General features: G+C 73.9%; 20 protein-coding genes and 3 tRNA genes. 9 read left to right on the top strand and 14 right to left on the bottom strand.

The features are described from left to right. Positions 1–414: 414 nt before the first annotated feature. From ACFPZN_RS40055 to ACFPZN_RS40035, 5 genes are all read right to left on the bottom strand, one after another. Positions 415–486: transfer RNA gene (locus ACFPZN_RS40055), tRNA-Val, on the bottom strand. 22 nt (positions 487–508) lie between these two features. Continuing rightward, a tRNA-Cys gene (locus ACFPZN_RS40050) sits at positions 509–579 on the bottom strand. Positions 580–621: 42 nt separating this feature from the next. Next, a tRNA-Gly gene (locus ACFPZN_RS40045) sits at positions 622–694 on the bottom strand. A 43-nt stretch (positions 695–737) separates the two neighbouring features. Beyond that, positions 738–1,712 carry a CHAP domain-containing protein gene (locus ACFPZN_RS40040; RefSeq protein WP_378287798.1) on the bottom strand — a complete coding sequence of 325 codons (975 nt, stop codon included), beginning with the start codon at positions 1,710–1,712 and terminating at the stop codon, positions 738–740. A 145-nt stretch (positions 1,713–1,857) separates the two neighbouring features. Next, positions 1,858–2,646: a universal stress protein gene (locus tag ACFPZN_RS40035; RefSeq protein ID WP_378287797.1), complete on the bottom strand. Its 789-nt coding sequence runs from the start codon at positions 2,644–2,646 to the stop codon at positions 1,858–1,860. A gap of 103 nt (positions 2,647–2,749) precedes the next feature. Between ACFPZN_RS40035 and ACFPZN_RS40030 the strand changes: the two genes are divergently transcribed. Next, positions 2,750–3,340 carry a YceI family protein gene (locus ACFPZN_RS40030; protein ID WP_378287796.1) on the top strand — a complete coding sequence of 197 codons (591 nt, stop codon included), beginning with the start codon at positions 2,750–2,752 and terminating at the stop codon, positions 3,338–3,340. Between the two features lie 21 nt (positions 3,341–3,361). Here the strand turns inward: ACFPZN_RS40030 and ACFPZN_RS40025 are convergent, their stop codons facing one another. Next, complete coding sequence (locus ACFPZN_RS40025; RefSeq protein ID WP_378287795.1) at positions 3,362–4,270, bottom strand: LysR family transcriptional regulator; 909 nt, start codon at positions 4,268–4,270, stop codon at positions 3,362–3,364. A 236-nt stretch (positions 4,271–4,506) separates the two neighbouring features. Between ACFPZN_RS40025 and ACFPZN_RS40020 the strand changes: the two genes are divergently transcribed. Beyond that, a complete protein-coding gene (locus ACFPZN_RS40020) occupies positions 4,507–6,864 on the top strand; it encodes a LuxR C-terminal-related transcriptional regulator (protein ID WP_378287794.1) in 2,358 nt (785 codons plus the stop codon). An 18-nt stretch (positions 6,865–6,882) separates the two neighbouring features. On the opposite strand, the gene ACFPZN_RS40015 is transcribed toward ACFPZN_RS40020, so the two are convergent. Genes ACFPZN_RS40015 through ACFPZN_RS40000 form a run of 4 tightly spaced genes read right to left on the bottom strand, consistent with a single transcriptional unit; the run spans position 6,883 to position 9,833 of the window. Beyond that, on the bottom strand, positions 6,883–7,410 hold the full coding sequence (locus tag ACFPZN_RS40015) for a DinB family protein (protein WP_378287793.1): 528 nt from the start codon (positions 7,408–7,410) through the stop codon (positions 6,883–6,885). Between the two features lie 28 nt (positions 7,411–7,438). After that, entirely contained in the window at positions 7,439–8,149 is a 711-nt protein-coding gene (locus tag ACFPZN_RS40010; RefSeq protein ID WP_378287792.1) for a hypothetical protein, read from the bottom strand. Between the two features lie 28 nt (positions 8,150–8,177). Further along, positions 8,178–8,984 (bottom strand): F0F1 ATP synthase subunit A, encoded by an 807-nt coding sequence (atpB, locus tag ACFPZN_RS40005; RefSeq protein WP_378287791.1) that lies wholly within the window; start codon positions 8,982–8,984, stop codon positions 8,178–8,180. 36 nt (positions 8,985–9,020) lie between these two features. Next, entirely contained in the window at positions 9,021–9,833 is an 813-nt protein-coding gene (locus ACFPZN_RS40000) for a maleylpyruvate isomerase family mycothiol-dependent enzyme (RefSeq protein WP_378287790.1), read from the bottom strand. Positions 9,834–9,890: 57 nt separating this feature from the next. Here ACFPZN_RS40000 and ACFPZN_RS39995 point away from each other — a divergent pair, with 57 nt between their 5' ends. From ACFPZN_RS39995 to ACFPZN_RS39980, 4 genes are all read left to right on the top strand, one after another. Further along, positions 9,891–10,814, top strand: coding sequence for a MerR family transcriptional regulator (locus tag ACFPZN_RS39995; protein WP_378287789.1), 924 nt, complete (start codon positions 9,891–9,893; stop codon positions 10,812–10,814). 73 nt (positions 10,815–10,887) lie between these two features. Then, positions 10,888–12,012: an LLM class flavin-dependent oxidoreductase gene (locus ACFPZN_RS39990; RefSeq protein WP_378287788.1), complete on the top strand. Its 1,125-nt coding sequence runs from the start codon at positions 10,888–10,890 to the stop codon at positions 12,010–12,012. Continuing rightward, positions 12,009–12,605, top strand: coding sequence for a CE1759 family FMN reductase (locus tag ACFPZN_RS39985; protein WP_378287787.1), 597 nt, complete (start codon positions 12,009–12,011; stop codon positions 12,603–12,605). Before ACFPZN_RS39990 ends, ACFPZN_RS39985 begins: the two co-directional genes overlap by 4 nt. Before the next feature lie 31 nt (positions 12,606–12,636). Next, entirely contained in the window at positions 12,637–14,358 is a 1,722-nt protein-coding gene (locus ACFPZN_RS39980; protein WP_378287786.1) for a hypothetical protein, read from the top strand. Between the two features lie 22 nt (positions 14,359–14,380). Here the strand turns inward: ACFPZN_RS39980 and ACFPZN_RS39975 are convergent, their stop codons facing one another. Both ACFPZN_RS39975 and ACFPZN_RS39970 read right to left on the bottom strand, forming a co-directional pair. Beyond that, positions 14,381–14,866 (bottom strand): MarR family winged helix-turn-helix transcriptional regulator, encoded by a 486-nt coding sequence (locus ACFPZN_RS39975; RefSeq protein WP_378287785.1) that lies wholly within the window; start codon positions 14,864–14,866, stop codon positions 14,381–14,383. Between the two features lie 65 nt (positions 14,867–14,931). Further along, positions 14,932–15,498, bottom strand: coding sequence for a TIGR03086 family metal-binding protein (locus tag ACFPZN_RS39970; RefSeq protein WP_378287784.1), 567 nt, complete (start codon positions 15,496–15,498; stop codon positions 14,932–14,934). Between the two features lie 182 nt (positions 15,499–15,680). Between ACFPZN_RS39970 and ACFPZN_RS39965 the strand changes: the two genes are divergently transcribed. Next, positions 15,681–17,984 carry a terpene synthase family protein gene (locus tag ACFPZN_RS39965; protein ID WP_378287783.1) on the top strand — a complete coding sequence of 768 codons (2,304 nt, stop codon included), beginning with the start codon at positions 15,681–15,683 and terminating at the stop codon, positions 17,982–17,984. Here the strand turns inward: ACFPZN_RS39965 and ACFPZN_RS39960 are convergent. Further along, a complete protein-coding gene (locus ACFPZN_RS39960; protein WP_378287782.1) occupies positions 17,929–19,269 on the bottom strand; it encodes an acyltransferase family protein in 1,341 nt (446 codons plus the stop codon). The two genes, ACFPZN_RS39965 and ACFPZN_RS39960, sit on opposite strands and share 56 nt — an antisense overlap. A 196-nt stretch (positions 19,270–19,465) precedes the next feature. Here ACFPZN_RS39960 and ACFPZN_RS39955 point away from each other — a divergent pair, with 196 nt between their 5' ends. Continuing rightward, the gene (locus ACFPZN_RS39955) at positions 19,466–20,116 is read left to right on the top strand and encodes a TetR/AcrR family transcriptional regulator (RefSeq protein ID WP_378287781.1); all 651 of its coding nucleotides are present in this window, start codon (positions 19,466–19,468) and stop codon (positions 20,114–20,116) included. Positions 20,117–20,133: 17 nt separating this feature from the next. On the opposite strand, the gene ACFPZN_RS39950 is transcribed toward ACFPZN_RS39955, so the two are convergent. Beyond that, on the bottom strand, positions 20,134–23,085 hold the full coding sequence (locus ACFPZN_RS39950; RefSeq protein ID WP_378287780.1) for a hypothetical protein: 2,952 nt from the start codon (positions 23,083–23,085) through the stop codon (positions 20,134–20,136). A 372-nt stretch (positions 23,086–23,457) separates the two neighbouring features. Here ACFPZN_RS39950 and ACFPZN_RS39945 point away from each other — a divergent pair, with 372 nt between their 5' ends. Next, complete coding sequence (locus ACFPZN_RS39945; RefSeq protein ID WP_378287849.1) at positions 23,458–24,639, top strand: zinc-dependent alcohol dehydrogenase; 1,182 nt, start codon at positions 23,458–23,460, stop codon at positions 24,637–24,639.

The raw sequence follows: 24,639 nt of genomic DNA, 5'->3' as shown, positions 1-24,639 counted from the left end.
GAACGGCCGGGCGCACCGTGGTCGTCAGCGGCGCCCGAGCTTGGCGAAGATGTTGCCGATGTGCTTGTCAGCGGCTTTGCGGCCGGGTGGCCGGCGACCGTGGCGTTGCCGGAGGCGCAGCCTCTGACCATGGGTCAGGGATCGAGCCTCCGGACCACGTGCCGGTGGGAGCGGAGCGACCGCGTCGGGGGTTCCAGGGGGTCGCCCCCTGGGGCGATATGACGAGAGCCCGGTGGGGAGGGAGGTGCAGTCCCCGGCTGCACTGGGCCCAGGGATCGAGCTTCCGTACCACGTGCAGGTGGGAGCGGAGCGACCGCGTCGGGGGTTCCAGGGGGTCGCCCCCTGGGTCAACACGACGAGAGCCCAGTGGGGAAGGAGGCGCAGCCTCCGACCACACTGGGCCCAGGGATCGAGTGGGCGATACTGGGATTGAACCAGTGGCCTCTACCGTGTCAAGGTAGCGCTCTCCCACTGAGCTAATCGCCCTTGGAACGAGGGGGGTGAAGTGAGGTGGAGACGGGATTTGAACCCGTGTACACGGCTTTGCAGGCCGTTGCCTCGCCTCTCGGCCACTCCACCGAGCGAGGCCGTCGGCTTCGCTGGGCGTCAAGGCCTCCTCAGAGCGGACGACGGGATTCGAACCCGCGACCCTCACCTTGGCAAGGTGATGCTCTACCAACTGAGCCACGTCCGCGTGTGCTCCCGGGGGGTTTTCCCCTGGGCTCGCACGGTTAACTCTAGCGGAAGGTTGGAGTGCTTGCGTACTTGCTTTCCTCGGCAGGGGCGTCGGAGAGGGCGGCGTCGGAGTGGAGGGAGTTCCAGAAGGCGAGCTCGGCGTCCTCTTCCAGATGGGCGATCCGGCCCCAGAACTCGCGGTCCTCGGCTTCGTGGGCGGCGGCCAGGGAGAGGGCGGGCATCACGGTGGTGCCGGCGTCGGCGGCGTCGAGGTCGGCCGGGGTGAGGTCGGCGGGCAGCTCGACGGGCACGCGGTGGTGCTTGCCCCGCTTGCGGACGCGGATGGGCGAGTTGGTGGGGGCCTTGGCGGCGGCGGCGCGGCCGGCGGCCAGGGCGACGGTGCCGCACAGGACGAACGCCAGGACGCCCGTGAGGAGGACCTCCTGGGACGGGAGGTCGGGGACGGAGGCCGCCGGCTCGGTGGTCTCGGTCTTGCCGGTCTGCGTCCCGGGACCGGTGAGGGACTCGACCTTGGGGGCCGGGGCGGCGTGCTTGGGGACGTACTTCTCCGTCTTGACCTTGCCGGGATAGCCGAAGCCGACGACCGAGTCCATGTCGCGGGTCTTGCGCATGAGCTTGTAGCCGTCGGCGTTGGCCTCGATGGTGTGCAGGGTCTTGCCGTCGACCTTCTCGACGAGGCCGACGTGATCGATCCGGTCGATGTCGTCGGAGCCGTTCCAGTCGTAGAAGACCAGGGCGCCGGGGACGGGCTCGGTGCCCCAGGCGTCGTGCTTCTTGAACCACTTGGCGTGGTCGACGGTGGCGGCGAACTGGCCGGCCTGGTCGGCGACCCCGGCCTGGTCGGCGGCCCAGGCGAGGAACATGTCGCACCAGGGCGCGGTCTTGAAGTACGGATTGTGGTCGGCGTCCATTTTCTCGGTCCACCAGTTGCCGAACTTGGTGTAACCGTCGCCTTTCTCGGTATAGCCGAGATTGTCCTTGGCGATCTCGAGCAGCTTCTGCCCGATGGTGTCCATGGCGCCTCCCCGTTCCTGGTGCGGGCGGCGCCCGTCCCCGGTCGGCCCGCGACCCGTCCCAAGGTCACGTTCCGATATCGACGGAATGTAGCCGAGGTAAAGACGGGGCGGCAAGCGGTTCCCGAGAAACGGTCAATTCGGACTATTAGGAGTAGCCACGCGGGAGGACGGTGACCGGGCAGGGGGCCGCGCGCAGCACCTTGAGGGCCATCTCGCCCAGGAACACCCGGTGGGCGGAGGCGTCCTCGCTGCTCGCGCAGACCAGCAGCTCGCCCTCGGACCAGCCGGTGCGGGCCACGGCGTCCGCGACGTCGTCGCCCTCGGCGAGCTCGGCCTCGGCCTCCAGGCCGGAGGTCTCGGCGGCCAGCCGCACGGCCAGCGCCAGGTCGTCGCGGAGGCGGTGCCGCGAGTCGTCCCCCACGGCCAGGGTGAGCAGCCGCAGCGGGACCTCCAGGCGCGCGGCGACCAGCGCGGCGCGGACCACGGCCTCGTCGCACTGGGGGCGGCGCACGTAGGCGACGGTGATCCGGCCCGGCCGCTCGGCCGGCTCGTGCCCGGCCGGGGCGATCATGACGGCCTCGGGGGCGGAGTGCAGCAGGTTGTCGGCCGTGGAGCCGACGGCGATGCGGCCGCGCGCCCCGCCCTCGGTGGAGCCGACGACGATGAGGTCGGCGCCGATCCGGCTGGCCAGGACCGACAGGCCGCGGCCGACGCCGCGGCTCTCCTGGACGGCGGTCTCGGCCTCGGGGGCCTCGGCGGCGGCCTGCTCCAGGAGGGTGAGGGCCTCGCCGGCGGCGGCCGGGCGGCCGGGCGGGTGGACGGTGGCCACGGTGAGCCGCCCGCCGCTGAGCGCGGCGATCCCGCGGGCCAGGGCGAGGGCCTCGCGGGCGCCGGGGCCGGTGGTGTAGCCGGCCAGGACGTGCTCTCCGATCATGTCCGCATCGTTCCCGGTTCGAGGGACCGGGTCACGTCCCCTTTTGGGTCTTTCGGGTACATTCTGACCTCTTGAGCGAATTTGATCTGGGGGGATCAGTACAGTGACCACTGCGGCACCGGACCTCGCCGCCGGCCGTTGGAGCATCGATCCGGCGCATTCGGAGATCACCTTCACCGTGCGGCATCTGATGACCACCGTCCGCGGCTCCTTCACCGGGTTCGAGGGGGAGATCCGGGTCGCGGAGGACCTGCCGGCGTCCTCCGCCCGCGCGGAGATCTCGATGGCGTCGATCGACACCCGCAACGCCGAGCGGGACGCGCACGTCCGGTCGGCGGACTTCCTGGACGTGGAGCACCACCCGGCGATGACCTTCGTCGGCACGGGTGTGGAACGTGCCACAATCGGCCGGCGGGCCCGCCACCCCCGCTACCACCTGGACGGCGACCTCACGATCCGCGGCGTCACCCGCCCGGTGCGGCTCCTGGTGGAGTTCCACGGCGTCGAGGGGGACCCGTGGGGCGGCACCCGCGCCGGATTCACCGCGACCGCCTCGCTGAGCCGCCGCGACTTCGGCATCGAGTTCAACGTCCCGCTGCAGGGCGACAAGGTCATGCTGGGCGACACCATCGCCATCCAGCTGGAGGTCCAGGCGGTGCTGGACGCGCCCGCCGGCGCGCTCGACGAGACCTGACCGCCCCCGAGGCCGCGACCGTCACGCGCGTGACTGCCGGGTGAGGCCCAGCAGGTGGCGGGCGGGCCCGGCCGGGTGCTGCCCGGACGGCCAGACCGCGCGCAGCGGACGGCCCAGATCCAGGTCCCGGACGGGGACCGCGACCAGCCGCCCGCCCGACAGCTCGTCCGCCACGGCGAGCTCGCTCACCACGACCGGGCCCGCGCCCGACACCGCCGCCGCCTTGAGGGCCGTGGTGGAGGCGAGCTGGAGCAGCGGGGGAGCGGTGCCCCCGAACGAGGACAGCGCCCTGTCGAGCACCTCCCGGGTGCCCGAACCCCTGTCTCGCAGGATCAGAGGCGTGCCCGCCAGCTCCTCGGCCGTCACACCGTCACGGCGGCGCGCCCAGGCATGCCTGGGGGCGACCACCACGACGAGCCGGTCGGAGGCGACCACCGTGCCGCTGAGACCGGCCGGCGTACGGGCGCCCTCCACGAACCCCAGGTCGGCCTTGCCGGCCCTGACGTGCTCGGCCACTTCCGTGGAACTGGCCGCGCGCAGCGTCACCGCCGTACCGGGGCGCGCCTCGTGCAAGGCGACGAGCCATCCGGGCATGAGGTACTCGGCGACGGTGAGGCTCGCCACCACCCGCAACCGCGCGTCCTGCCGCTCCTGAAGGGCGGCGATCCCGGCGTCCATCGCCCGGGCCGCGTCCAGCACCTGCTGGGCCCACTCGGCGACCAGGGCCCCCGCCCGGGTGGGACGGGACCCGCGCGGGGACCGTTCGAACAGCGCCACGCCGATCTGCCGTTCCATCGACCGGATCCGGGCGCTGGCGGCGGGCTGGGTGACGCCGAGCTCGGCCGCCGCCTTGCCGACGCTGCCCAGCCGCACCACCGCCAGCAGCAACTCAAGGGCGCCCAGATCGGGCACGCGATGGGTGGCGGCCATGGCCCCATCCTAAGAGCGCCCATAAGGCGTTCTTATGTGCTCGTACGGAGATGTCCCCGACCGGCAAGTGTCATGGAGGGTCCGTGACGAGCCCGTTCCCGTCCCGTTTCCCTGACTGGAGCCCTTACGCCGTCGCGTAATGGAATGGTTGCGATACGTTCGGCTCTGGGTACGATGCTGCCTGACGTCCCCAAGAAGCGTCGGCCCGGGCCGGCGGGAGGCGAGCAGAGGCGGCGGTGTCGCTAACCACATCGGAGCAACGTTCGGGCCGGCTGCCGGCCGAGCTGACGAGCTTCATCGGCCGCCGCGACGAGCTGGCGGAGATCGGACGGCTGTTCGGGCAGTGCCGCCTGGTGACGCTGATGGGCCCCGGCGGCGTCGGCAAGACCCGCCTGGCGATCCGCGCCGCCAACCGGCTCGCCGCCTCGTTCGAGGACGGCGTGTGCTTCGTCGACCTGTCCGGGCTGCGCGAGTCCAGCCTGCTGGCGCAGGCGGTGGGGGAGGCGTTCGGGCTGCCCGACCAGGCGCCCGCCGCCGCGCTGGACGCGCTCGTCCACTACCTCGGCGAGCGGCGGATGCTGCTGGTCCTCGACACCTGCGAGCACCTGATCGACGGCTGCGCGATGCTGGCCGAGGTGCTGCTGCAGAACGCCTCCGGGCTGCGCGTGCTGACCACCAGCCGCCAGCCGCTCGACATCACCGGCGAGTACACGCTGATGGTGGCGCCGCTGGCCGTGCCGGACGAGCCGGCGGCCGACGCCGAGCCGGTCCCGCTCGCCGCGTCCTGCGACTCCATGACGCTGTTCGCCGAGCGGGCGGCGGCCGTGGTGTCCGGCTGGACGATCACCGAGCGCAACGTCGGCGCCGTGGCGCTGCTGTGCCACCGCCTCGACGGCATCCCGCTGGCGATCGAGCTGACCGCGGTGCAGCTGCGCGCGCTGTCGATCGAGCAGGTGGTGGCGCGGCTGGACCGGCGGATCCTGCGGCTGCGCGGCCGCCGCACCAGCATGCCCAGGCACCAGACGCTGCGCGCGGCCATCGACTGGAGCCACGAGCTGTGCTCGCCCGGCGAGCGGCTGCTGTGGGCGCGGCTGTCGGTGTTCGCCGGCGCCTTCGACCTGGAGGACGCCGAGCACATCTGCGCCGGCGGCGAGCTGCCCGCCGAGGAGATCGTCGAGCTGCTGGCCGGGCTGGTCGCCCAGTCGATCGTGCTGCGGGTGGACGCCGACGGCGCCGCCCGCTACCGGATGCTCGACACGCTGCGCGAGTACGGCGCCGAGATGCTGGAGCTGCTGGGCCAGGACGAGGCGGTCCGCGGCCGGGCGTTCGAGCGCTTCAGCGGGGCGATCCGGCGGGCCGCCGCGGAACTGGGCACCGAGGCCCAGCCGCGCTGGCTGGAGTGGTTCCGCCGCGAGCAGGCCAACGTGCGGGCCGCGATGGAGCACGGCCTGCGGGCGGCCGGTGACGAGGACATCGCGCGCGCCTTCCTCGGCCTGGGCCGGATCCTGGCGCTCCAGGGCCTCATCGGCGAGGCGCGCTACTGGGGCACCCGGGTGTTCGCCTCCCGCGACCTGACCGCGCTGCGGATCCGCGAGTCCGCCGAGCTCCTCGCGCTGTTCGGGCTGCTGGCCGTCGTCCAGGACGACCTCGCGCAGGGCCGGGAGCTGGTCGACCAGGCCGAGGCGCGGGCCCGCGCGTCCGGCGACGACGTGCGCGGGCTGGCCTACGTCCGCGAGGTGCAGGGCGTCGCGGCGCTCGGCCTCGACCGGATGGAGGACGCGGGCCGGCTGCTCGGCGAGGCCCGCGACCTGCACCGGCTCGCGGGCAACGACGACGTGCTGGCCCCGCTCAGCGACGTGTTCCTCGCGGCGGCCAAGGCCCTGGCCGGCGACATCGACGGCGCGGTCCGGGACGCCACCGAGGTCGTCGCCGCCGCCGAGGCCGCCGGCGAGCTGTGGTGCCGTTCGTACGGGCTGTGCGTGCGCGGGCTGGCGCTGGTGGTGGCCGGCGACCCCGAGCGGGGCCTGGACGACCTGCGCCCCGCGCTACGGATCAAGCTCGATCTCGGCGACCGGCTCGGTGTCGGGCTGGCCTTCGACGTCATCGGCGCGGCGCTCGTCGCGCTCGGCGAGGTCGAGCCGGCCGCGCGGGTGTTCGGCGCGGGCGACGCGGCGCTCCGGTTCACCGGGGTGTCGCTGTTCGGGCTCAAGCACCGGCTGCTGCGGGAGGCGTACTGGCGGCGCGGCGAGGAGCTGATCGGCGAGGAGGCGTTCCGGAAGGCCTACGACGGCGGGGTGGCGCTGCCGTTCGAGGCCGCGGTCGCCGAGGCCCTGGGCGAGCCGGCCGCCCCGGAGGCGCCGCCCGTCCCCGCGGCGCCGGTCGCGGTGCCCGCGCCGCGGAACGGGGACGCCCCCCTGACGCCCCGCGAGCTGGAGATCGCCGCGCTGGTCACCGAGGGACTGACGAACCGGGAGATCGCGGGACGGCTCGTCATCGCCAAGCGGACGGTCGACTCGCACGTCGAGCACATCCTGTCGAAGCTGGCGTTCACCTCCCGCACGCAGATCGCCGCCTGGTTCTCCCAGCGCGCCTGACCCGTCCGGAGGGCGGGCTCACTCGCCCACGCCGCCGTCGATGAGCTCGCGCGCGGCGTCCAGGTGCCCGAGGTGGCGGGCGTACTCCTGGAGCAGGTGGAACAGGATCCAGATCAGCGACGCGGGCCGCTCCGGGTCGTCGAACCGCGGCCCGGGGCGGGCGAACCCGCCCAGGTCGGCCGCCGCGACGATCTCCCGCGACCGCTCGCACGTGCTCAGGAACGCGGCGCGCAGGTCCGCGAAGGTCTCGTCGCCGTCGACGTGCCAGGCTCCGTCCGGCCCGCGGTCGCCCCACGGCCGTTCCACCGGCTCGCCCTGGAACCCCCACTGCAGCCAGCGGATCTCGACGTGGGTCAGGTGCTTGAAGAGCTCCAGCGGCGTCCATCCGGACGGCAGCGGCGCGGTGCGGAGCTGCTCGTCGGTCAGGCCGTCGAGCTTGCGCAGCAGCGCGTCCCGGTAGTAGTCGAGGTAGCCGTCCAGCAGCTCCCGGGGATCGGTGAGCCGGTCGGGCGGCTCGGCGGGCGGAACGGTGCCGTCTGTGACCATACGTGGAGGCTAGTCATATTCGTTCAGGTCAGGTGCGGAGGTGGGCGCGGAGGTCCTTGAGGAGCAGGTGCGCGTCGTTCAGCCGCGCGGTGTCCTTCAGCGACCGGTAGATGCCCCACTTGGGGGAGATGCCCTGCGTGCCCAGCCAGGTGTCCAGGCCGTCGCGCTCCACCTCGACCGCGGTGGCGTCCTCGGTGGTGACGCGCCAGCGGACCCGCCCGCCGTCGCCGCGCGCGAAGCCGACCTCCAGGTCGACGCCGATCCAGCGGCTGCGCAGCGGCCGCAGGTCGGTGGCGCCGACGACCACCCCGGCGTGGTGGGCGTTCAGCTCCAGCAGGTCGCGGCCCTGGCGGCGGCGCAGCGAGATCATCATCAGCGGCCCGCCGCCCGGCCCGGAGGCGAACAGCTGGTGCACGTGGGTGAAGCTCGTGGTGGCGCGCAGCGCGGCGGGCAGGTACCACGACCACCCGAACCGCCAGGTCTCGCCCTCGGCGGCGCGCCGTTCGCGGCCGTCGACGCGCATGTCCTTGACCTCCTGGCGCTGCCGGTCGGGATAGGTGTCCACATCGCCGGGGTAATGGATGTCGAACCGGTACATGGTCCCGAGCGCCCTGATGTGCGGGACGCCCGGATGCGACCCGGCGCGGTCCTCCTCGATCCGGGTGAAGGCGCGCAGCCCGTCCCGGCGCGGTACCGGGCTCCACATCAGCCGCCACGAACCGGCGCCGTCCGCCGCCATCGGCACGCTCCGTTTCCCGCCGCCGGGCTCAGTGATCCGGATGCAGCGCGCCGTCGATGTACGACGCGGCCAGCAGCGTGAAGATATACGCCTGCAGAGCCTGCACGAAGATCTCGAACGCGGTGAGGACGACGGTCATCACCAGCCCGAGCAGGCCCACCCCGACGCCGGCGAGGGTGAGCTTCTCGATCAGGAACCAGTACGCCACCGAGGCGAAGAACGCCAGCAGCAGGTGCCCGGCGAACATGTTCGCGAACAGCCGGATCGAGTGCGTGGCCGGGCGCAGCACCAGGTGCTGCAGCAGCTCGATCGGGGCGAGGATGAGGTACACCCACCACGGCTGGCCGGGCGGGAACATCACGTTCTTCAGATAGCCGGTCAGGCCCTGCGTGCGCACGCTCAGGTACAGGTAGAGGCCGTAGACCGCGAGGGCGAGCAGCAGCGGGATCGCGAAATGCGAGGTGGCCGTGAACTGCAGGACGGGCACCGTGCCCATCAGGTTCATGGCGAGGACGAAGAAGAAGACCGAGACCAGGAACGGCATGAAGCGGTCGCCGTCCTTGCCGATCGTCGGCCTGGCGATCTGGTCCCGCACGAACAGGTAGGCCAGCTCGCCCAGGCTCTGGAAGGTCCCCGGGACGAGGGCCGGACGGCGGAACGCGGCCCGGAAGAAGCCGATGACGAGCACCGCCGCGAGGCCCACCAGCAGCACGGGCTTGGTCAGCCAGCGCAGCCACGGCGGCCCGTCCGGGAACAGCGGCCCCCATTCGAAGATTCCGCTGTCGGGGGCCTGGAAATCCGAACCGGTGGTCACGAGCGCGTGGGCGATGATCACGTTGCGGTCCCTTTCCAGGAGGCCGACGGGATCCCATTATCCCGGAATGGAATCCCGCCGCCGTTTTGGGGTCCCTTGACTCAGAACGCGGTGCGCTCGAGCCAGTGGGCGAGCAGTCCCGCGTCGCCCTTCACCTGGACGCGCGGGTCCTCCGGCGGGATCCTGCGCGTGAAGACCAGCAGCAGGTCGGCGACCCAGGACGACGTCGCCTTCCTGCACGGCCGGGCCGCCCCCGTCCCGCTCCCAGGCGATGCCCTCGGGGGTTCGGGTGATCAGCCAGCCGTCGCCGTCCCGAGGCTGGAGCCGCAGCGTCTGCCCGTCGCCGCGCAGCCCGGCCAGGGCGGGCCGCGCCTGCTGCGCGCCCGGCCAGGCCAGCAGTTCCAGGCCCTCGCCGAGCGCGTCGGCGGCGAGATCGTCCGCGAGCGCGAACGGGCGTCCCAGCGCCAGCGCGGCATCCGCGTGATGGACGGCGGTGTCGTGCAGCATGCGGCGCACCCAGAAGGCGGCCGGGCGCGGCCCGAGGAAGGTCCACACCTCCGTGCCGGCCTCGCGCACGCCTGCCTCGGCCATCCGGTCGGCGCCCTCGTTCAGCCAGGACGCCCAGTCCGCGGGTTCCACGTCCGTGGCGGGCGGGACGAGCGACTCGGGGCCCGCCGCGCGGGCCTCGACCAGGTCGCGCGTCCAGCGGTGCGCGGCGCCGACGTGCACCACCAGGTCCGTGATCGTCCACTCCGGGCAGGTGGGCACCCGGCCGGCGGGGTCGGCGCCGTCCACGGCGGCCGCGAGGGCGGCGGTCTGCTCCCGCAGCCCGGCCGCGAGCCGCTCCACCGGCGGTGTCGACGTCTTCATGATCGCCTCCAGAGGTCGCTGTTCCGTCGCTGGCCGTACCGTAGGAGTTCCAGTCGGGTGGAGGTTCAAGTGGCCGTGGGCGACGACACGATCGGGATCGGGGAGTTGGCGCGGCTGGCGGGCGTTCCGGTGCGGACCGTCCGCTTCTACTGCGACGAGGGCGTTCTGGAGGCCCGGCGCAGCACGGGCGGGCACCGGCGCTTCGACCGGGGCGCGGTGGAGCGGCTGCGGCTGGTGCGGCGGCTGCGCGCGCTGGGGCTGGGCCTGCCCGCGATCGTCGGGGTGCTGACCGGCGAGCGGGCGCTGGACGAGACGATCGCGGCCGAGCGCGCGGCGCTGGATCTGGAGATGGCCGGGCTGGCGTGGCGGCGGGCGTCGCTGCGGGCCGTCGAGGAGGCCGCTCCGGCCGAGCGGGCCGCGCGGCTGGGCTTGCTGGCCGTGGTCGAGGGCGGCGGGCGGGCGGCGTACGAGGCGGTCGCGTCGCTGTGGCGGGACCTGGCCGTGGCGCCGATGCCGCCCGCGATGATGGACGCCCTCGTGGCGGGGGTGGTGCCGGAGCCGCCCGCCGAGCCGGCCCCCGGGCAGGTCGTCGCGTACGCCGAGCTGGTCGTCCTGACCGCCGACCGGGCGCTGCGCCGGCGCCTGCACGAGCGCGCCAAGGCCAACGCCCCGCACATCGCCGACGAGTCCGCGCTGCTGACCGGGATCGACGAGGCGTGCGCCATGGCGGCGCCGGGCTTCCTGGCCGGGGAGCCGCCGGGGCCGGGGCCGGCGCTCGACCGGCTGGTCATGGCGCACGCGGAGGTGCGCGGCGGGAGCGACACCCCGGAGTTCCGGCGGGCGCTGTACGACCGCCTGGTCGCGCAGGCCGAGCCGGAGATCGACCGCTACTGGCGGCTGGCCGCCGAGGTGACCGGCGACCCGGTCACGCTCGGGGCCGCCCACGGCTGGCTGGTGAGGGGCCTGGCGGCCGCCGTGTAGGGGGTGGAATAGATGGCCGGGGCGCCGGGTTCCGGTAGCATAGTTGAAACTTCTACTACTTGAAGGAGGCGGCGTGCAGTTCGGAATCTTCTCCGTCGGCGACGTCACCACCGACCCGACGACCGGCCGCACGCCGACCGAGGCGGAGCGGATCAAGGCGATGGTGACCATCGCCCTGAAGGCCGAGGAGGCGGGTCTGGACGTCTTCGCGACCGGCGAGCACCACAACCCGCCGTTCGTGCCGTCGTCGCCGACCACCATGCTGGGCTACATCGCCGCCCGCACCGAGCGGCTGATCCTGTCGACGTCCACCACGCTGATCACCACGAACGACCCGGTGAAGATCGCCGAGGACTTCGCGATGCTGCAGCACCTGGCCGACGGCCGGGTCGACCTGATGATGGGACGCGGCAACACCGGCCCCGTCTACCCCTGGTTCGGCAAGGACATCCGCGAGGGCATCCCGCTGGCCATCGAGAACTACCACCTGCTGCACCGGCTGTGGCGGGAGGACGTGGTCGACTGGGAGGGCAAGTACCGCACCCCGCTGCAGTCGTTCACCTCGACCCCGCGCCCGCTGGACGGGGCGCCGCCCTTCGTCTGGCACGGCTCCATCCGCAGCCCGCAGATCGCCGAGCAGGCCGCCTACTACGGCGACGGCTTCTTCGCCAACCACATCTTCTGGCCGAAGGAGCACTTCATGCGCCTGATCGAGCTGTACCGGCGGCGGTACGAGCACTACGGCCACGGCGCCGCGGACCAGGCCATCGTGGGCCTGGGCGGGCAGGTCTTCATGCGCAAGAACTCCCAGGACGCCGTGAACGAGTTCCGGCCGTACTTCGACAACGCCCCGGTCTACGGGCACGGGCCGTCCCTGGAGGAGTTCACCGAGGAGACCCCGCTGACCGTGGGCAGCCCGCAGCAGGTGATCGACCGGACGCTGTCGTTCCGCGACCACTTCGGCGATTACCAGCGGCAGCTGTTCCTGATGGACCACGCGGGCCTGCCGCTCAAGACCGTCCTGGAGCAGATCGACATCCTCGGCGAGGAGGTCGTGCCGGTGCTGCGCAAGGAGTTCGAGGCGCTGCGCCCGGCGCACGTCCCCGCCACCGCGCCCACCCACGCCGACCTCGTCGCCGCCGCCCGCCCGGCCGCGGCGCCGGGAACGAAGGAAGAGGAAGAGGAGGCCGTCCGATGACCGACCACCGCACTCTCGCCGTCGTCTCGGCGGGGCTGAGCGAGCCGTCCTCGACCCGCCTGCTGGCCGACCGGCTGGCCGGGGCCGCGGCGGCGGCGCTGCCCGGCGAGACCGGGATCGTCACCGTCGAGCTGCGCGACCACGCCCACGACCTGGCGAGCAACCTGGTCACCGGGTTCGCCCCGGCCGCGCTGCGCGGCGCGGTCGAGGCCGTGACCGGCGCGGACGGCCTCATCGCGGTCACGCCGATCTTCAACGCCTCCTACAGCGGGCTGTTCAAGACCTTCTTCGACGTCCTGGACAAGGACGCGCTGGAGGCGCGGCCCGTCCTGCTGGGGGCCACCGGCGGCACCGCCCGGCACTCGCTGGCGCTGGACTTCGCCGTGCGGCCGTTGTTCGCCTACCTGCGGGCGCGGCCCGTCCCGACGGCCGTGTACGCCGCGTCCGAGGACTGGGCGAGCCCCGGCCTGCTCACCGAGCGGATCGCGGCCGCGGGCGGCGAGCTGGCCGCCGCGGTCGCCGACCGGCCCCCGGTGACGCGGGAGGACCCGTACGCCGACCCGACGCCGTTCGAGGAGCTGCTGGCCGGATGATCTCCGGCCGCGCCGGTGCCATCCTTGGGGGATGCGGGAGACGGCGCGGCAGGGGGACGGACCGGCGTTCGCGCAGCCGGTGCTGTCCCTCCTGGAGGACGGCGACGTCGAGGAGCGGCGCGCGCCCGGGAACGCGATCTCCGCGCAGGCCGCGGAGATCGCGGGCGGCGGCGTGCACGACGCCGACCGCCTGGTGGCCGGGCTGCGCGCCCGCCGGCCCGGCGTCCACGACCGCGCCGCCCGCCTCGGCGTCCTGCTGGCGGCCGGGGAGCTGGCGCGCGGCTGCTCCGCCGCCGTGCTGCCCGAGACCCTGATCTGGCTGCGCGGACTGCGGGACGCGCGAGGCGGAGATCCGCATGTCCGGCTCGCCGCCGCGATGGCGCTGGCCTTCGCTGTCGAGACCGAACGGCCCGGCGCCGCGATCGGCGCCCTGGCCGAGGCCCCCGACACCGAGGTGTGGCGGGAGGTCCCGTGGGTCGGGGTGATGCCCGCCGAGCTGACCGGGCTGCTGGGCGGCACCGGCGCCGCGCTGGTCAGGTGGGCGGGCGACGCGCTCGGCGTGGCCGCCCGCACCGAGCTGTGCCTGACGCTGGCCGGGCACCCGGACGGCGACCGCCGGACCGGCGCCGTCCAGGTCGCCGCCAAGCTCGTCACGCGGTGGCGGTCCCCGGCCGCGCCGCTGCTGCCCGCCCTGACCGAGTGGACGGGCGATCCGGTCGTCGCGGTCCGCGAGTACGCGACCCACGTGCTGGCCGCCCTGCGCGCAGGCGCCGACGCGCTCGCCGGACGCCTCGGCGACCGCGCCGCCCGTTCACCCGATCTGAGGTACCAGGTCGCCGACATCGCGGCCTGGGGACTGGCCAGGCAGGGCGATCCGCGCTGCGTCCCGCACCTGGTGGAACGGCTCGACACCGGCCGGGAGCTCGGCCAGGGTGGGGACGGCGGCGCCGCCCCCTACGGCTACTCGCCGGTCCCGCCGGGCATCGCGGCAGCGCTCGTGCCGATGCGCGCGCACGCCGCGGCGCTTCTCCCGCCCCTCCGCGCGAGGCTGCGGGACCACCAGGACGGCGCCGCCACGCTCCTGCGCGTCCTCGCGCGATGGGAGGACGACGCCGCCCCGGCCCTGCCGGAGATCATGCCGCTGCTGGAGACCGGGGCGCACGACGCGGCGGTGTCCGCCCTCGCCGCCACCGGGTCCGCCGAGGCCGCCGCGGTGCTCGAAGGACTTCTCGACCGCCCGCCCGGACGCCTTCCCACCTGGAACCCCGGGCTGTCACGGCTCGGGGAGGCCAGGGCGCACTGGAGGCTCACCGGAGACCCCGGCCGCTTCGCCGCGGCGCTCGACGCGGTGTTCCGGCCGGAGCACGTCCAGGCGCATTGGCGGGACCTCGCCGCGCTGGGCCCGGACGCCGCCGCCTTCACCGGCCGGCTCCGCCCTCTGCTCGCACACCGGGACCTCCTCAAGCGCGTGGCCGCGGCCTACGCGCTCTTCAAGATCACCGGAGACGCGGGCCAGGCGAGGGACATCCTCTGGGAGGCCGTCCACCCGATCGCCGCCCGCTCCCACAGCGAGGTGGCGTGGACGGCGCTGCGCCACCTCACCGAGACGGGCCCGGCCCAGCCGAGGATGCGGCCGATCCTGGAGGAGATCCTCGCCTCGGACCGCCGGCACCGCGCCCACGACGGGTTCCGCGCCGTGGACGAGGACGCCGCCCTGCGCGCCGACGCCGCCGCCCTCCTCGCCGACGACTGAGGGGGCGGAACGGGGCCTGCCGTCAGGGGGAGGCGGAGGCGACGGCGGCGTCCAGACGCTCGGTGACCCGCCCCAGCAGCGCGTGCAGGGTGCGCAGCTCGTCGACGCCGAGACCGGTCGCCTCCATGATCCGCAGCGGCAGCCCCGCGGCCCGCTCGCGCAGCGCGGCGCCCCGCCCGGTCAGGTGCACCGAGACCGAGCGCTCGTCGCTGCGCCCGCGCCGCCGCTCCACCAGGCCCGCCGCCTCCATCCGCTTGACCAGCGGGGACAGCGTGCCGGAGTCGAGCCGCAGGCGCGCGCCCAGCTCCTTGACGGTCGGCCCGTCGGACTCCCAGAGGGCGAGCATGAGCAGGTACTGCGGGTAGGTCAGGCCCAGGTCGCGCAGCAGCGACCGGTACAGCGCGTCGAACGCTCGCGAGGTCGTGTGCAGCGCGAAGCACACCTGGTGGTCGAGCCGCAGCAGTTCCCCCGGGGGCAGCGCCGCGAGATCGGGGTCCGGGACGCTCATGGCGTGATTCTACCGTTACCTGGACGGCGATTGAATTGCCCGCAATTGTTCGGTTTCCTGCGGGTTCATCCCGTCCAGAAGGGGTCGCGACCCGTCCGGCCGATGAGCCGGTCCAGCGGCGGCGCCCCCTCGGGCACGCCGACCGCCGGCCCGAACAGCCCCGAGTCCGCCGGCGCCTGGGACACGAACGCCAGGCAGGCGTCGGCCTCCTCCTCCGAGACGGTGTACGGGCGGCCCGTCGCGCGGGCGATGTCCCAGCCGTGCACGACCAGCTCGTCGAGCGCGACCAGGCCCGCGACCTCGCCGGGCAGGTCGACCCCGCCCGCCTGGGTCATGCCGGTCCAGGCCGCCGGGTCGCGCCAGGCCCCGGCGAGGGCCTCGAGGCGCTCGGCGTACAGCTCGCGCCAGCCTTCCTCCAGCTGGGACGCGTCCGCGGACGGGCCGCCCGCCGACAGCGCGGTCTTGGGGTCCTTCGTCGCGGCCCAGGTGAACGCCAGCGACAGGCCGCCCACATGGTGGACCAGATCGCCGACCGTGTACTTCTCGCACGGCGTGGCGGCGCCCAGCGCGTCGTCGGGCACGGCGGCGAGCAGCGCGGCGGTGCGCCGCGCGGCGGGCGTCAGATCGATCATCGTGTTCGTCTCCTTCGAGGTGGTTCCGGGGATGCGGACCCGGTCATCCCCGAAAACTCATCGGCGCCACGAAAGTATTACTTTCTGTCGCTGAACGAGTGCCGTACGTTGCTGTGCTGACGCAGGACGCGAACGCCGACAAGACCGCAGGAAAGACGCAGAGAAGAGGTCGGAACCGCCCCATGCAGCAGCCGTTCGAGCTTCCGGAGTTCTACGTCGTCCACCCCGCCCGCCTCAACCCGCACGTCGAGGGAGCCCGCACGCACAGCACGCGGTGGGCCCGGACGATGGGCATGCTGGACGACGCCCGCGACCCCGGCACCCCGGAGATCTGGAGCGAGAGGCAGCTCGCCGCGATGGACTACGCGCTGCTGTGCGCCTACACCCATCCCGACTGCGCGGCCCCCGAGCTCGACCTGATCACCGACTGGTACGTGTGGGTGTTCTACTTCGACGACCACTTCCTGGAGGTCTACAAGAAGCCGCGCGACCGGGACGGCGCCAGGGCCTACCTCGACCGGCTGTGCTCGTTCATGGGCCCCGAGCCGCCCGCGCCGGAGAACGCGTGCGAGCGCGGCCTGGCCGACCTGTGGGCGCGCACCGTCCCGGCGAGGTCGGCGCAGTGGCGCGCGCGGTTCGCCGAGAGCACCGAGGCGCTGCTGCGCGAGTCCCTGTGGGAGCTGGCCAACATCAGCGCGGACCGGGTGCCCAACCCGGTCGAGTACATCGAGGTGCGGCGCCGGGTCGGCGGAGCCCCCTGGTCGGCCGACCTGGTCGAGCACGCGGTGGGCGCCGAGGTGCCGGCGCGGGTGGCGGCCTCCCGGCCGCTGCGGGTGCTCAAGGACGCCTTCTCCGACGGCGTGCACCTGCGCAACGACATCTTCTCCTACCAGCGCGAGACCGAGACCGAGGGCGAGGTCAACAACTGCGTGCTGGTGGTCGAGCGGTTCCTGGAGGTGGACGCGCAGCGCGCCGCCGAGGTCGTCAACGAGGCGCTGACCTCGCGGCTGCGGCAGTTCGAGAACACCGCGCTGACCGAGGTCCCGCACATCTTCGAGGAGTACGGCCTCGACCCGGCCGAACGGGCCGCGGTGGCCGCCTACGTCAAGGGCCTGCAGGACTGGCAGTCGGGCGGCCACGAGTGGCACCTGCGCTCCAGCCGCTACATGAACAAGGGCGGCGGCTCCGCGTCCGGCGCGGGCGGCGGGCCCAGCGGCCTGGGCACGGCGGCGGCGCGCATCGCCACCGTGCTGCGGGCGGCGGCGCCGTCCCCGCTGGCGGCCCCGTACCGGCGGGTGGGGCCGACCGCGCTGCCGGAGTTCACCATGCCGTACACGGCGCGGGTCAACCCGAACCGTGCGCGCGCCCGCCGCGCCACCATCGCCTGGTGCGGGGAGGTGGGCATGTACGAGCCGGTGGCGCGGCTGCCCGAGCCCCTGTGGAGCCGGAGCGACCTGGAGGGGTTCGCGTTCGAGATCTGCGCCGCCTCGATCGACCCCGACTCCACCGCCGGCGAGCTCGACCTGTCGACGCAGTGGCTGGCCTGGGGCACCTACGGCGACGACTACTTCCCGGCCGTCTTCCACCGCGACCGCGACATGGCCGGGGCCAAGGTGTTCGCGGCCCGGCTGCCGCTGTTCATGCCGCTGGACTGCGGCGCCGTCCCTCCGCCGACCGGCCCCGTTGAGACCGGGCTGGCCGACCTCTGGCGCCGTACGGCGGAGCCGATGGCGAGGGAGGACCGCGCGTGGTTCCGCGCCGCCGTGGAGGCGATGGTCGATAGTTGGCTCTGGGAGCTGCACAACCACATGCAGGACCGCATCCCCGACCCGGTCGACTACCTGGAGATGCGGCGCCAGGCCTTCGGGTCGGAGCTGACGCTGAACCTCACCCGGATCCGGCGCGGTCGCGGCATCCCGCCCGAGCTCTACCGCAGCCGCACGATCGAGGGCGTCGAGAACGCGGTCATGGACTACGCCTGCCTGCTGAACGACGTGTTCTCGTACCAGAAGGAGATCGAGTTCGAGGGCGCCCGGTCGAACGGGGTGGTGGCCGTGGAGCACCTGCTGGGCTGCGGGCGCGACACGGCGGTGGCGATCGTCGACGATCTGATGGCCTCGCGGCTGCGGCAGTTCGAGCGGACGGTCGCCGACGAACTGCCCGTCCTGGCCGAGGAGTACGGCCTGGAGGCCGAGGCCCGCGAGTCCCTCGACGCCTACGTGGACGACCTGCGCAACTGGATGGCCGGAATCCTCAAGTGGCACCGGGAGACGCGCCGCTACGGGGAGGAGGAGCTCCTGGAGCGGTACGGCCCCCGCGTGCCCGCCGCCTCGCCGGGCGCCGCGTCCGCGGAGCGGCCCGGGACGGCGGGAGCCCTGGCCCCCGGGGCGCTCCGCAGGCCGATCGGGCCCAACGGGCTCGGCACCTCCGCTACCCGGATCCGGCTTCCGCGCGGCGTCTCCGCCGGTCCTGGCGCATCCGGATGACGCGCCGGCCGAGGCGCTGCGCCGGAAGCTCGACATGGCGGTGCGCCAGCGTGCCGAACACCAGCACCGCGATGATCAGCACGGTCAGCCACAGCAGCCGCACCGGCGTGCCCAGGGTCTCCGGCTCGTCGGTGACCTGCCAGATGATCTGCAGCACCTGGAAGTGCAGGAGGTAGACCGAGTAGCTGATCACCCCGAGCCAGGGCAGGAAGCGGGGGAAGCGGCGGTGGCGCAGCAGCAGCCCGGCCAGGAACGTCAGCCAGGCGGCGGCCACCGCCGTCGGCCACCCCCACACCCCGGTGGCCTGCCAGGCGCCGGTGCGGCCGGCGATCGCCAGCCCGGCCCCGGCGCCGACGGTGAGCACGGGCACCAGCACGACCATCGCCACCGGGCGCCGTCCGGTGGCCTGGCCGCTCTGGATCCGGTAGATCGCGGTCCCGGCGAACATCGTGGCGATGATGGCCAGGCTCTCCACCCCGCCGACCCGGCTGTTGACCGTGACCAGCGCGAGCGCCAGCACGCCGAGGACGACCACGCCGCAGCGCCGGGCGGCCGGCCGGCCGCTCATCACCGCCAGCAGGCCCGCGGCCATCAGCACCGCGGCCGCCACGATCCCGCCCTGCGGGAAGCGGGAGGTGAGCAGGCCGGTCGGCAGCACGGCCCCGACGACCGCGGCGCCGGCCGCGAACGACAGCGCGGTCCCCGCGCTGGCCCGGTGCACGCCCGCGACGAACATCGCCGTGATGAGCAGGTAGAACGCCATCTCGTACGACAGCGTCCAGAAGACGTTGACCGCGTTGGGCACCGACAGCAGGTCCTGGAGCATGGTGAGGTGCGCCAGCGCGGACAGCCCGGGGCGGTCGGTGAGCTGCTGCGGCGGGCTCCAGGTGAGGCCGGCCAGGCCGATCCCGACGCCGATGACGGCGGCCACCGCCCACAGCGGGTACAGGCGGAACATCCGGCCGATCCAGAACCGCCGCACGCTGCCGCGCCGCTCCAGCGAGGCGGGCACGATGTAGCCGCTGACGATGAAGAACACGAAGACGCCGTAGCGGCCGAAGTCGAACCAGGGGCTCGCGCCCGCGCGGATCTCGGGGAACAGCACGTCCAGGGAGTGCTCGAAGACCACGACGATGGCGGCCAGGCCGCGCAGGGCGTCCAGCCATTCCAGCCGCGCGCCGCCCGGGGCGGGCGGTGACGAGGTCGAGGGCGGCGGCGCTGTCGAGGCCGGTGCGGGCCGGGAGGCGGACGGGACGGTGGCGGAGGGCGAGGTGCTTGCGGGCATCCCGGCCACGCTAGGGCATGTCGCTGCGTGAATGCTCCGGCGAACCTGAACACTTCCTGAATCCTGACCTTCCGGGAGTTCGGCCGGGAGTCAGGATCCGGGGCGCCGCCGAGGGATTCTGGAATCCGATTCGGTAATCTGGTGAGCGGTGCCGGCGGAGCGCGCCGGAGCCGGGAGAGACGGACATGGGGATCTGATGGCACGCAAGTCGAGCGGCCGTACGGGCGAGGCGTCCTGGCAGTGGAGCCGTACCGCCGAGACCCGCAGGGTGATGCTGCGGGCGGCCCGCGACGTGTTCGTCGAGCACGGCTTCGCCGAGTCCAGCGTGGCCGAGGTCGTGGAACGCGCCGGATCCAGCGTCGGCAGCCTCTACCACCACTTCGGCGGCAAGAGCGAGCTGTTCCTGGCCCTGTGGGAGGACCACCAGGACGCGCACGAGAGCAGCGCGGCCGGCGCCGTCGCCAAGGCCCGCGCGGCGGGCGAGGAGGACCCGCTGGAGCTGTTCGTCCAGGGCGCCCGGGCGTTCCTGCGGGACTGCTGGGAGCGCCGCCGCCTGATCCTGCTGTTCATGGACGGCGACGCCCCGCCCGGGTTCGAGCTGATGCGCCGCACCCGCAGCCGCGAGTGGGTCCGGCAGAACGCCGTCCTGCTCGGGGCGGGCACCGGGCCGGAGGACCGGGTGACCGTGACCGTTCTCACCACCGTCATCGGCGAGGCGGGGCGCGAGGTCGCCGCGTGCGAGACGGCGGAGGAGGCGGCCGCGGTGGTCGACACCGCCATCCGCCTCATCCGCCGTCTGGACCCGCTCACCGCGTTCACCACCGGCACGACGGGCACCCCAAGCTGACCGCCGGGGGAGGGGCGTCAGTCGTCGTCCTTGCTCCCGACGGTCTCCCACCACTCGGCGGCGCGGTCGTGGTCGAGGCCGGTCGTCCACAGGTCGGCCGGGTCCAGCGGCATCAGGAACTCGCGGAGCTCGCGGTCGAGCCGGTAGGACCGCTTGGTCTTGGAGCCGGGCTCGCCGGTCTCGGGGTCGTCGTAGAGATCGAGGATCTCCTGCGGGTAGGCCTCGCGCTCGTTCTCCCGGCCCGCGAAGAACGGGAAGCCGAACGCCGCGGACGCCACCTCGGGCAGCAGCAGGCCGGTGCGGGCGGCCAGGCCGCGGACGCCGTCGATGTCGTAGGGCGCGGGCCCGCGCTCGGCGCGCAGCCGGTCGAACTCCGCGATCCGCCCGGCGCCGCCCCAGCCCTGCGCGACGACGGGACGCAGCGTCGCCCAGCCGGGCATGTCGAACGGCTCGAAGCGCCCGTCCGGCGAGTACTCGACCGCCTTGGACTCCCGGTCGGGGTGCCCCTGGAACGACAGCATGATCAGTGACCCGGACGGGGTCCGCCACAGCTCGCCCTGGGGCTTCTGCGTTCCGCCGCGCGAGGTGAAGGAGTGCAGCCGCCACCGCCCGCTGCCGTCGCCCCAGGGGGTGTCGCCCCAGGCGCGGAGGGTGTCGAACAGGCGGGCGCGCTCGTACTCGACCGTCCAGGGCCAGGCGGCCAGCAGGGCCTTGCCGCCGAGTTCGCCGAAAGGGAACCAGATGCCCCCGGTGCCGGGCGGGAGTGCGATGGTGCCGAGCGGGTAGGCGGTGGCCGTGCCGGACGACGGGCGGACCGTGCCCGCGCCGGACGCCTCGGCGGCCTCCGCCAGCGCCTCGGCCAGGACGCGCACCGTGACGACCTGGGAGATCCCCCGTCCCGAACGCAGGCCCGACTCGCTGCGGATCAGCGCCGGGACCCGCTCCGGACGGTCCGTGCCGAGCCGGTCGTGCAGCCGCAGCGTCTGGGGGAGGAGCGCGGTGGCGCGCGTCACCAGCGTCTCGATCGCCTGCTTGAGGCGGGGCGCGGTGACCGAGGGGAGCAGCCGGTCGATCGCGGCCGCGCGCTCCTCCGGGCCGCGCAGCGCCGCGTTCACCAGCTCCTCGGCGGTCTCGCGCGTGAGCCCGCGCAGCGCCGCCGACCCGGCGGGGTCGGCCGGGCCGAGCCTGGGCCACCAGCCGGGCGGCGGCAGCACGGGCTCCTGGGCGGGCCCGGACGGGCTGTAGGCGGTGCGGGAGGTCAGCGTCCCGTCCGGCGCCGTGATGTGGATCATCGCCCGGTGCAGCCGGACGAACGCGGGCTCGGCGGCGCCCGGGAAGGTCACCTGGGCGGCGGGCGGGGCGTCCGGCCAGCGGGCGAGCGCGCCGGTGTCGAAGCTGATCTCCTTTCCATCCACCAGGCGGAAGGTCTTGCGCAGGCTGCTGACCCGGTCGAAGTCGGAGAGGTAGAAGGACTCGCCGTCGTACCAGGGGGTCCCGCCGCCGGCGTTCGGGACGGTGGCGCGGTGGACGACGCCGTCCGGGCCGTGGACCTCGGCCTTCCCCTGGTCTGTCGCGAGGGTGAGCAGGTCGCCGTGCTGGACGGCCGACACGCGTCCCCCGTCGGCCGCCTTCACGACGGGGAGGTCGAGCTCTTCGGGGATGCCGGTGCGCAGTGCCCGGTACAGGACGTCCACGGGGTCGGTGAGCGTCAGGTCGCCGAACGCCTCGGGGGCGAGGCCGGCGTGTCCGGCGTCGGCGAGCGGCACCAGGTGGGGCAGCGCGATCTCCAGGCCGAGCAGGTCGCCGGCCGAGGCCTCCGCGATCCAGTCCCGGACGTGCTCCGACAGCGCGTCGCGCAGCTCGGGCCGCCCCCAGACGCGGCGGAGCGCCGCGGGGTAGTCGATGTTGGCGTAGTGGTTGAGGGTGCGGACGAACCAGTCCATGTCGTCGGCGAACCGGGCGGGCTCGTCCCGCAGCCGCCCGGCCAGCTCGTCGAGGTCCTTGATCCGGTCCCATTGGGGCCCGCCCTCGCTGAACCGGGGGCGGTTCTTGTCGAGGTTGCGGAAGGCCAGGGGGTGCGCGCCCGCCCACGACACCATCGGGTCCGAGCCCGGGTCGAGCCGCACGCCCGAGGGCGGCGGGAAGAGCCGGTCGGCCGCCTGGCCGGCGAGCCGGACGAGCGGGCGGATCGGGGCGGGGCCGAGGGAGACGAACCAGTCCCGGGACAGCCGTGCGCCCGCCCCGGCGCGGTCCAGCAGCTCCAGCCACTCCAGGCGGAGGCGGGCGTCGAGGTCGGCGTCGTCGTACACGCCGGGTGCGGGCTCGGCCGCGACCAGCAGGTCGAGCAGCTCGGCGGAGCCCCTGCACAGCCGTTGCAGCGCGGGGCCGGCGGCCTCCCAGACCGGCAGCGCGGCCCGGCTCAGCAGGCCGCCGCGCAGCAGCCGCTCGGCGAACCAGTCCTCCTCGGCCTCGCGGGCCGCGCCGGCCGCGGCGGCCACCGCCACCAGGTCGGCCATGAGGTTGGGGTAGGGGAGGACGCCGCCGGCGAGGAACGCCTCGACGATCTCGCGGGCCTCGGCCTGGGAGCCCGTGCGGTCGACGCGGGCGGCGAGGCCGGCGAGGTGGTCGTGCAGCAGGCTCGGGGTGATGACGCCGGTCGGCACCAGCTCCAGCAGCGTGCGGTGCGCCCGCGCCGTGTCGGGGGCCAGGCCCAGCAGCGTCCGGTGGGCCTCCTCGACCTTGCGGGCCCTGCCGAGGAACGTCGAGGCCAGGCCGGTGTGCCCGGCGGCGTGGAAGGCGCGGCAGGCGTGCTCGAAGAACTCCGGGAGGGATCGGACGGGCAGCCCGGCGGCCAGGGCGACGACCCGGTCCTCCGCTCCGCGCGGATCGCCGGCGGCGCTCCCCAGCGCGTCCGCGATGTCCGGCCATTGCGTTATGGCGGTGCTGCCCTGCGTGCCCTCATCGGCCATGCGTGTCCCCCTCTGGCGGTGATCTTCGCCAGGAGGGTAGTGCTCGGGACCGACGTCCGGGGGCGCGACCGCGAAGAAGGGGTGAAGGAGTGGCGGAGAGCCGCCGGTCCCGTTCCGTGGCAGCGCTACGGGACCGGCGGCCTGCCGGAGGGAGTCCCTTGCGGGACCCGCTCCGCCCCTTCTAACCGGACGCATCCGCTTCAAACACCTTCCTTCCGGACGATGTCTGCGATCTGCCCTGATCTGCCCCGATGCCGTCCCGATGTCGTGTTTCGGTCCGGGCGGCCGGGTAGGGCCGACCACGACCGGTCGGCGATCGCGACGCGACGGGCCCGGCGCGGTGACGCCGCGGGCCCTCTCGGGAGGACGATGATGAAGGCGCTCACCTGGCATGGCAAGCGCGATGTGCGCGTGGAGCAGGTGCCCGACCCGGTGATCAAGGAGGACACCGACGCGATCATCCGGGTCACCAGCACCGGGATCTGCGGATCGGACCTGCACCTGTACGAGGTGCTGGGCCCGTTCATGGGCGAGGGCGACATCCTGGGCCACGAGGCCATGGGGGTGGTGGAGGAGACCGGCTCCTCGGTGACCGGCATCCGCCCGGGGGACCGGGTGGTGATCCCGTTCAACATCTCCTGCGGCCACTGCTACATGTGCGACCGCGAGCTGTACGCGCAGTGCGAGACGACCCAGGTGCGGGAGCACGGCACCGGCGCGGCCCTGTTCGGCTACACCAAGCTCTACGGGCAGGTGCCGGGCGGTCAGGCCGAGTTCCTGCGGGTCCCGCAGGCCCACTTCGGCCCGGTCAAGGTCCCGGAGGGGCCCTCCGACGACCGGTTCCTGTACCTGTCCGACGTGCTGCCGACGTCCTGGCAGGCCGTGGAGTTCGCGGACGTCCCCGAGGGCGGCACCGTCGCGGTGCTGGGGCTCGGGCCGATCGGGCAGATGTGCTGCCGCATCGCCCGCCACCGCGGCTTCCGCGTCATCGGGATCGACCGGGTGCGCGAGCGGCTGGACGTCGCCCGCCGGCACGGCACCGAGGTCGTGGACGAGTCCGAGGCCGACGACCTGGGCGACGCGGTGCGCGGGATGACCGGGGGCCGCGGCGCCGACTCGGTGATCGAGGCGGTGGGCATGGAGGCGCACGGCTCGCTGGCGGGCCGGCTCGCGCACACGATCACCGGGCTGGTGCCCGGCCGGGCCGCCGCCCCGCTCATGTCGCGGGTCGGGATGGACCGGATGGCGGCGCTGCTGGAGGCGATCGAGATCGTCCGGCGCGGCGGCACCATCTCGGTCATCGGCGTGTACGGCGGGATGACCGATCCGCTGCCGATGCTGCGGATGTTCGACAAGGGCGTCACGCTGCGGATGGGCCAGGCCCACGTCAAGCGGTGGATCGACGCGCTGATGCCGCTGGTGGCCGACGACGCCGACCCGCTCGGCGTGGAGGGCCTGGCCACCCACCACCTGCCGCTGGACGAGGCGCCGCACGGCTACGAGATCTTCCAGAAGAAGCAGGAGGGCGCGCTGAAGGTCGTCCTCAATCCCTGA

The sequence above is a fragment of the Actinomadura rugatobispora genome (assembly GCF_042656285.1).
Classification (GTDB): Bacteria; Actinomycetota; Actinomycetes; order Streptosporangiales; family Streptosporangiaceae; genus Spirillospora; species Spirillospora rugatobispora.
The sequence above is the reverse complement of the archived record's forward strand: the minus strand, read 5'-3'. Positions and strand labels throughout refer to the sequence as shown.

Coding starts and splice junctions, on each gene's coding strand:
- ACFPZN_RS40010 (WP_378287792.1), bottom strand. CDS start 8,149: ATGGCGGCGGACGGCGCCGGTTCGTGGCGGCTGATGTGGAGCCCGGTA.
- ACFPZN_RS40000 (WP_378287790.1), bottom strand. CDS start 9,833: ATGAAGACGTCGACACCGCCGGTGGAGCGGCTCGCGGCCGGGCTGCGG.
- ACFPZN_RS40015 (WP_378287793.1), bottom strand. CDS start 7,410: ATGGTCACAGACGGCACCGTTCCGCCCGCCGAGCCGCCCGACCGGCTC.
- ACFPZN_RS39965 (WP_378287783.1), top strand. CDS start 15,681: ATGCAGCAGCCGTTCGAGCTTCCGGAGTTCTACGTCGTCCACCCCGCC.
- ACFPZN_RS39955 (WP_378287781.1), top strand. CDS start 19,466: ATGGCACGCAAGTCGAGCGGCCGTACGGGCGAGGCGTCCTGGCAGTGG.
- ACFPZN_RS39960 (WP_378287782.1), bottom strand. CDS start 19,269: ATGCCCGCAAGCACCTCGCCCTCCGCCACCGTCCCGTCCGCCTCCCGG.
- ACFPZN_RS39950 (WP_378287780.1), bottom strand. CDS start 23,085: ATGGCCGATGAGGGCACGCAGGGCAGCACCGCCATAACGCAATGGCCG.
- ACFPZN_RS39975 (WP_378287785.1), bottom strand. CDS start 14,866: ATGAGCGTCCCGGACCCCGATCTCGCGGCGCTGCCCCCGGGGGAACTG.
- ACFPZN_RS40035 (WP_378287797.1), bottom strand. CDS start 2,646: ATGATCGGAGAGCACGTCCTGGCCGGCTACACCACCGGCCCCGGCGCC.
- ACFPZN_RS39945 (WP_378287849.1), top strand. CDS start 23,458: ATGAAGGCGCTCACCTGGCATGGCAAGCGCGATGTGCGCGTGGAGCAG.
- ACFPZN_RS40025 (WP_378287795.1), bottom strand. CDS start 4,270: ATGGCCGCCACCCATCGCGTGCCCGATCTGGGCGCCCTTGAGTTGCTG.
- ACFPZN_RS39980 (WP_378287786.1), top strand. CDS start 12,637: ATGCGGGAGACGGCGCGGCAGGGGGACGGACCGGCGTTCGCGCAGCCG.
- ACFPZN_RS39985 (WP_378287787.1), top strand. CDS start 12,009: ATGACCGACCACCGCACTCTCGCCGTCGTCTCGGCGGGGCTGAGCGAG.
- ACFPZN_RS40040 (WP_378287798.1), bottom strand. CDS start 1,712: ATGGACACCATCGGGCAGAAGCTGCTCGAGATCGCCAAGGACAATCTC.
- ACFPZN_RS39970 (WP_378287784.1), bottom strand. CDS start 15,498: ATGATCGATCTGACGCCCGCCGCGCGGCGCACCGCCGCGCTGCTCGCC.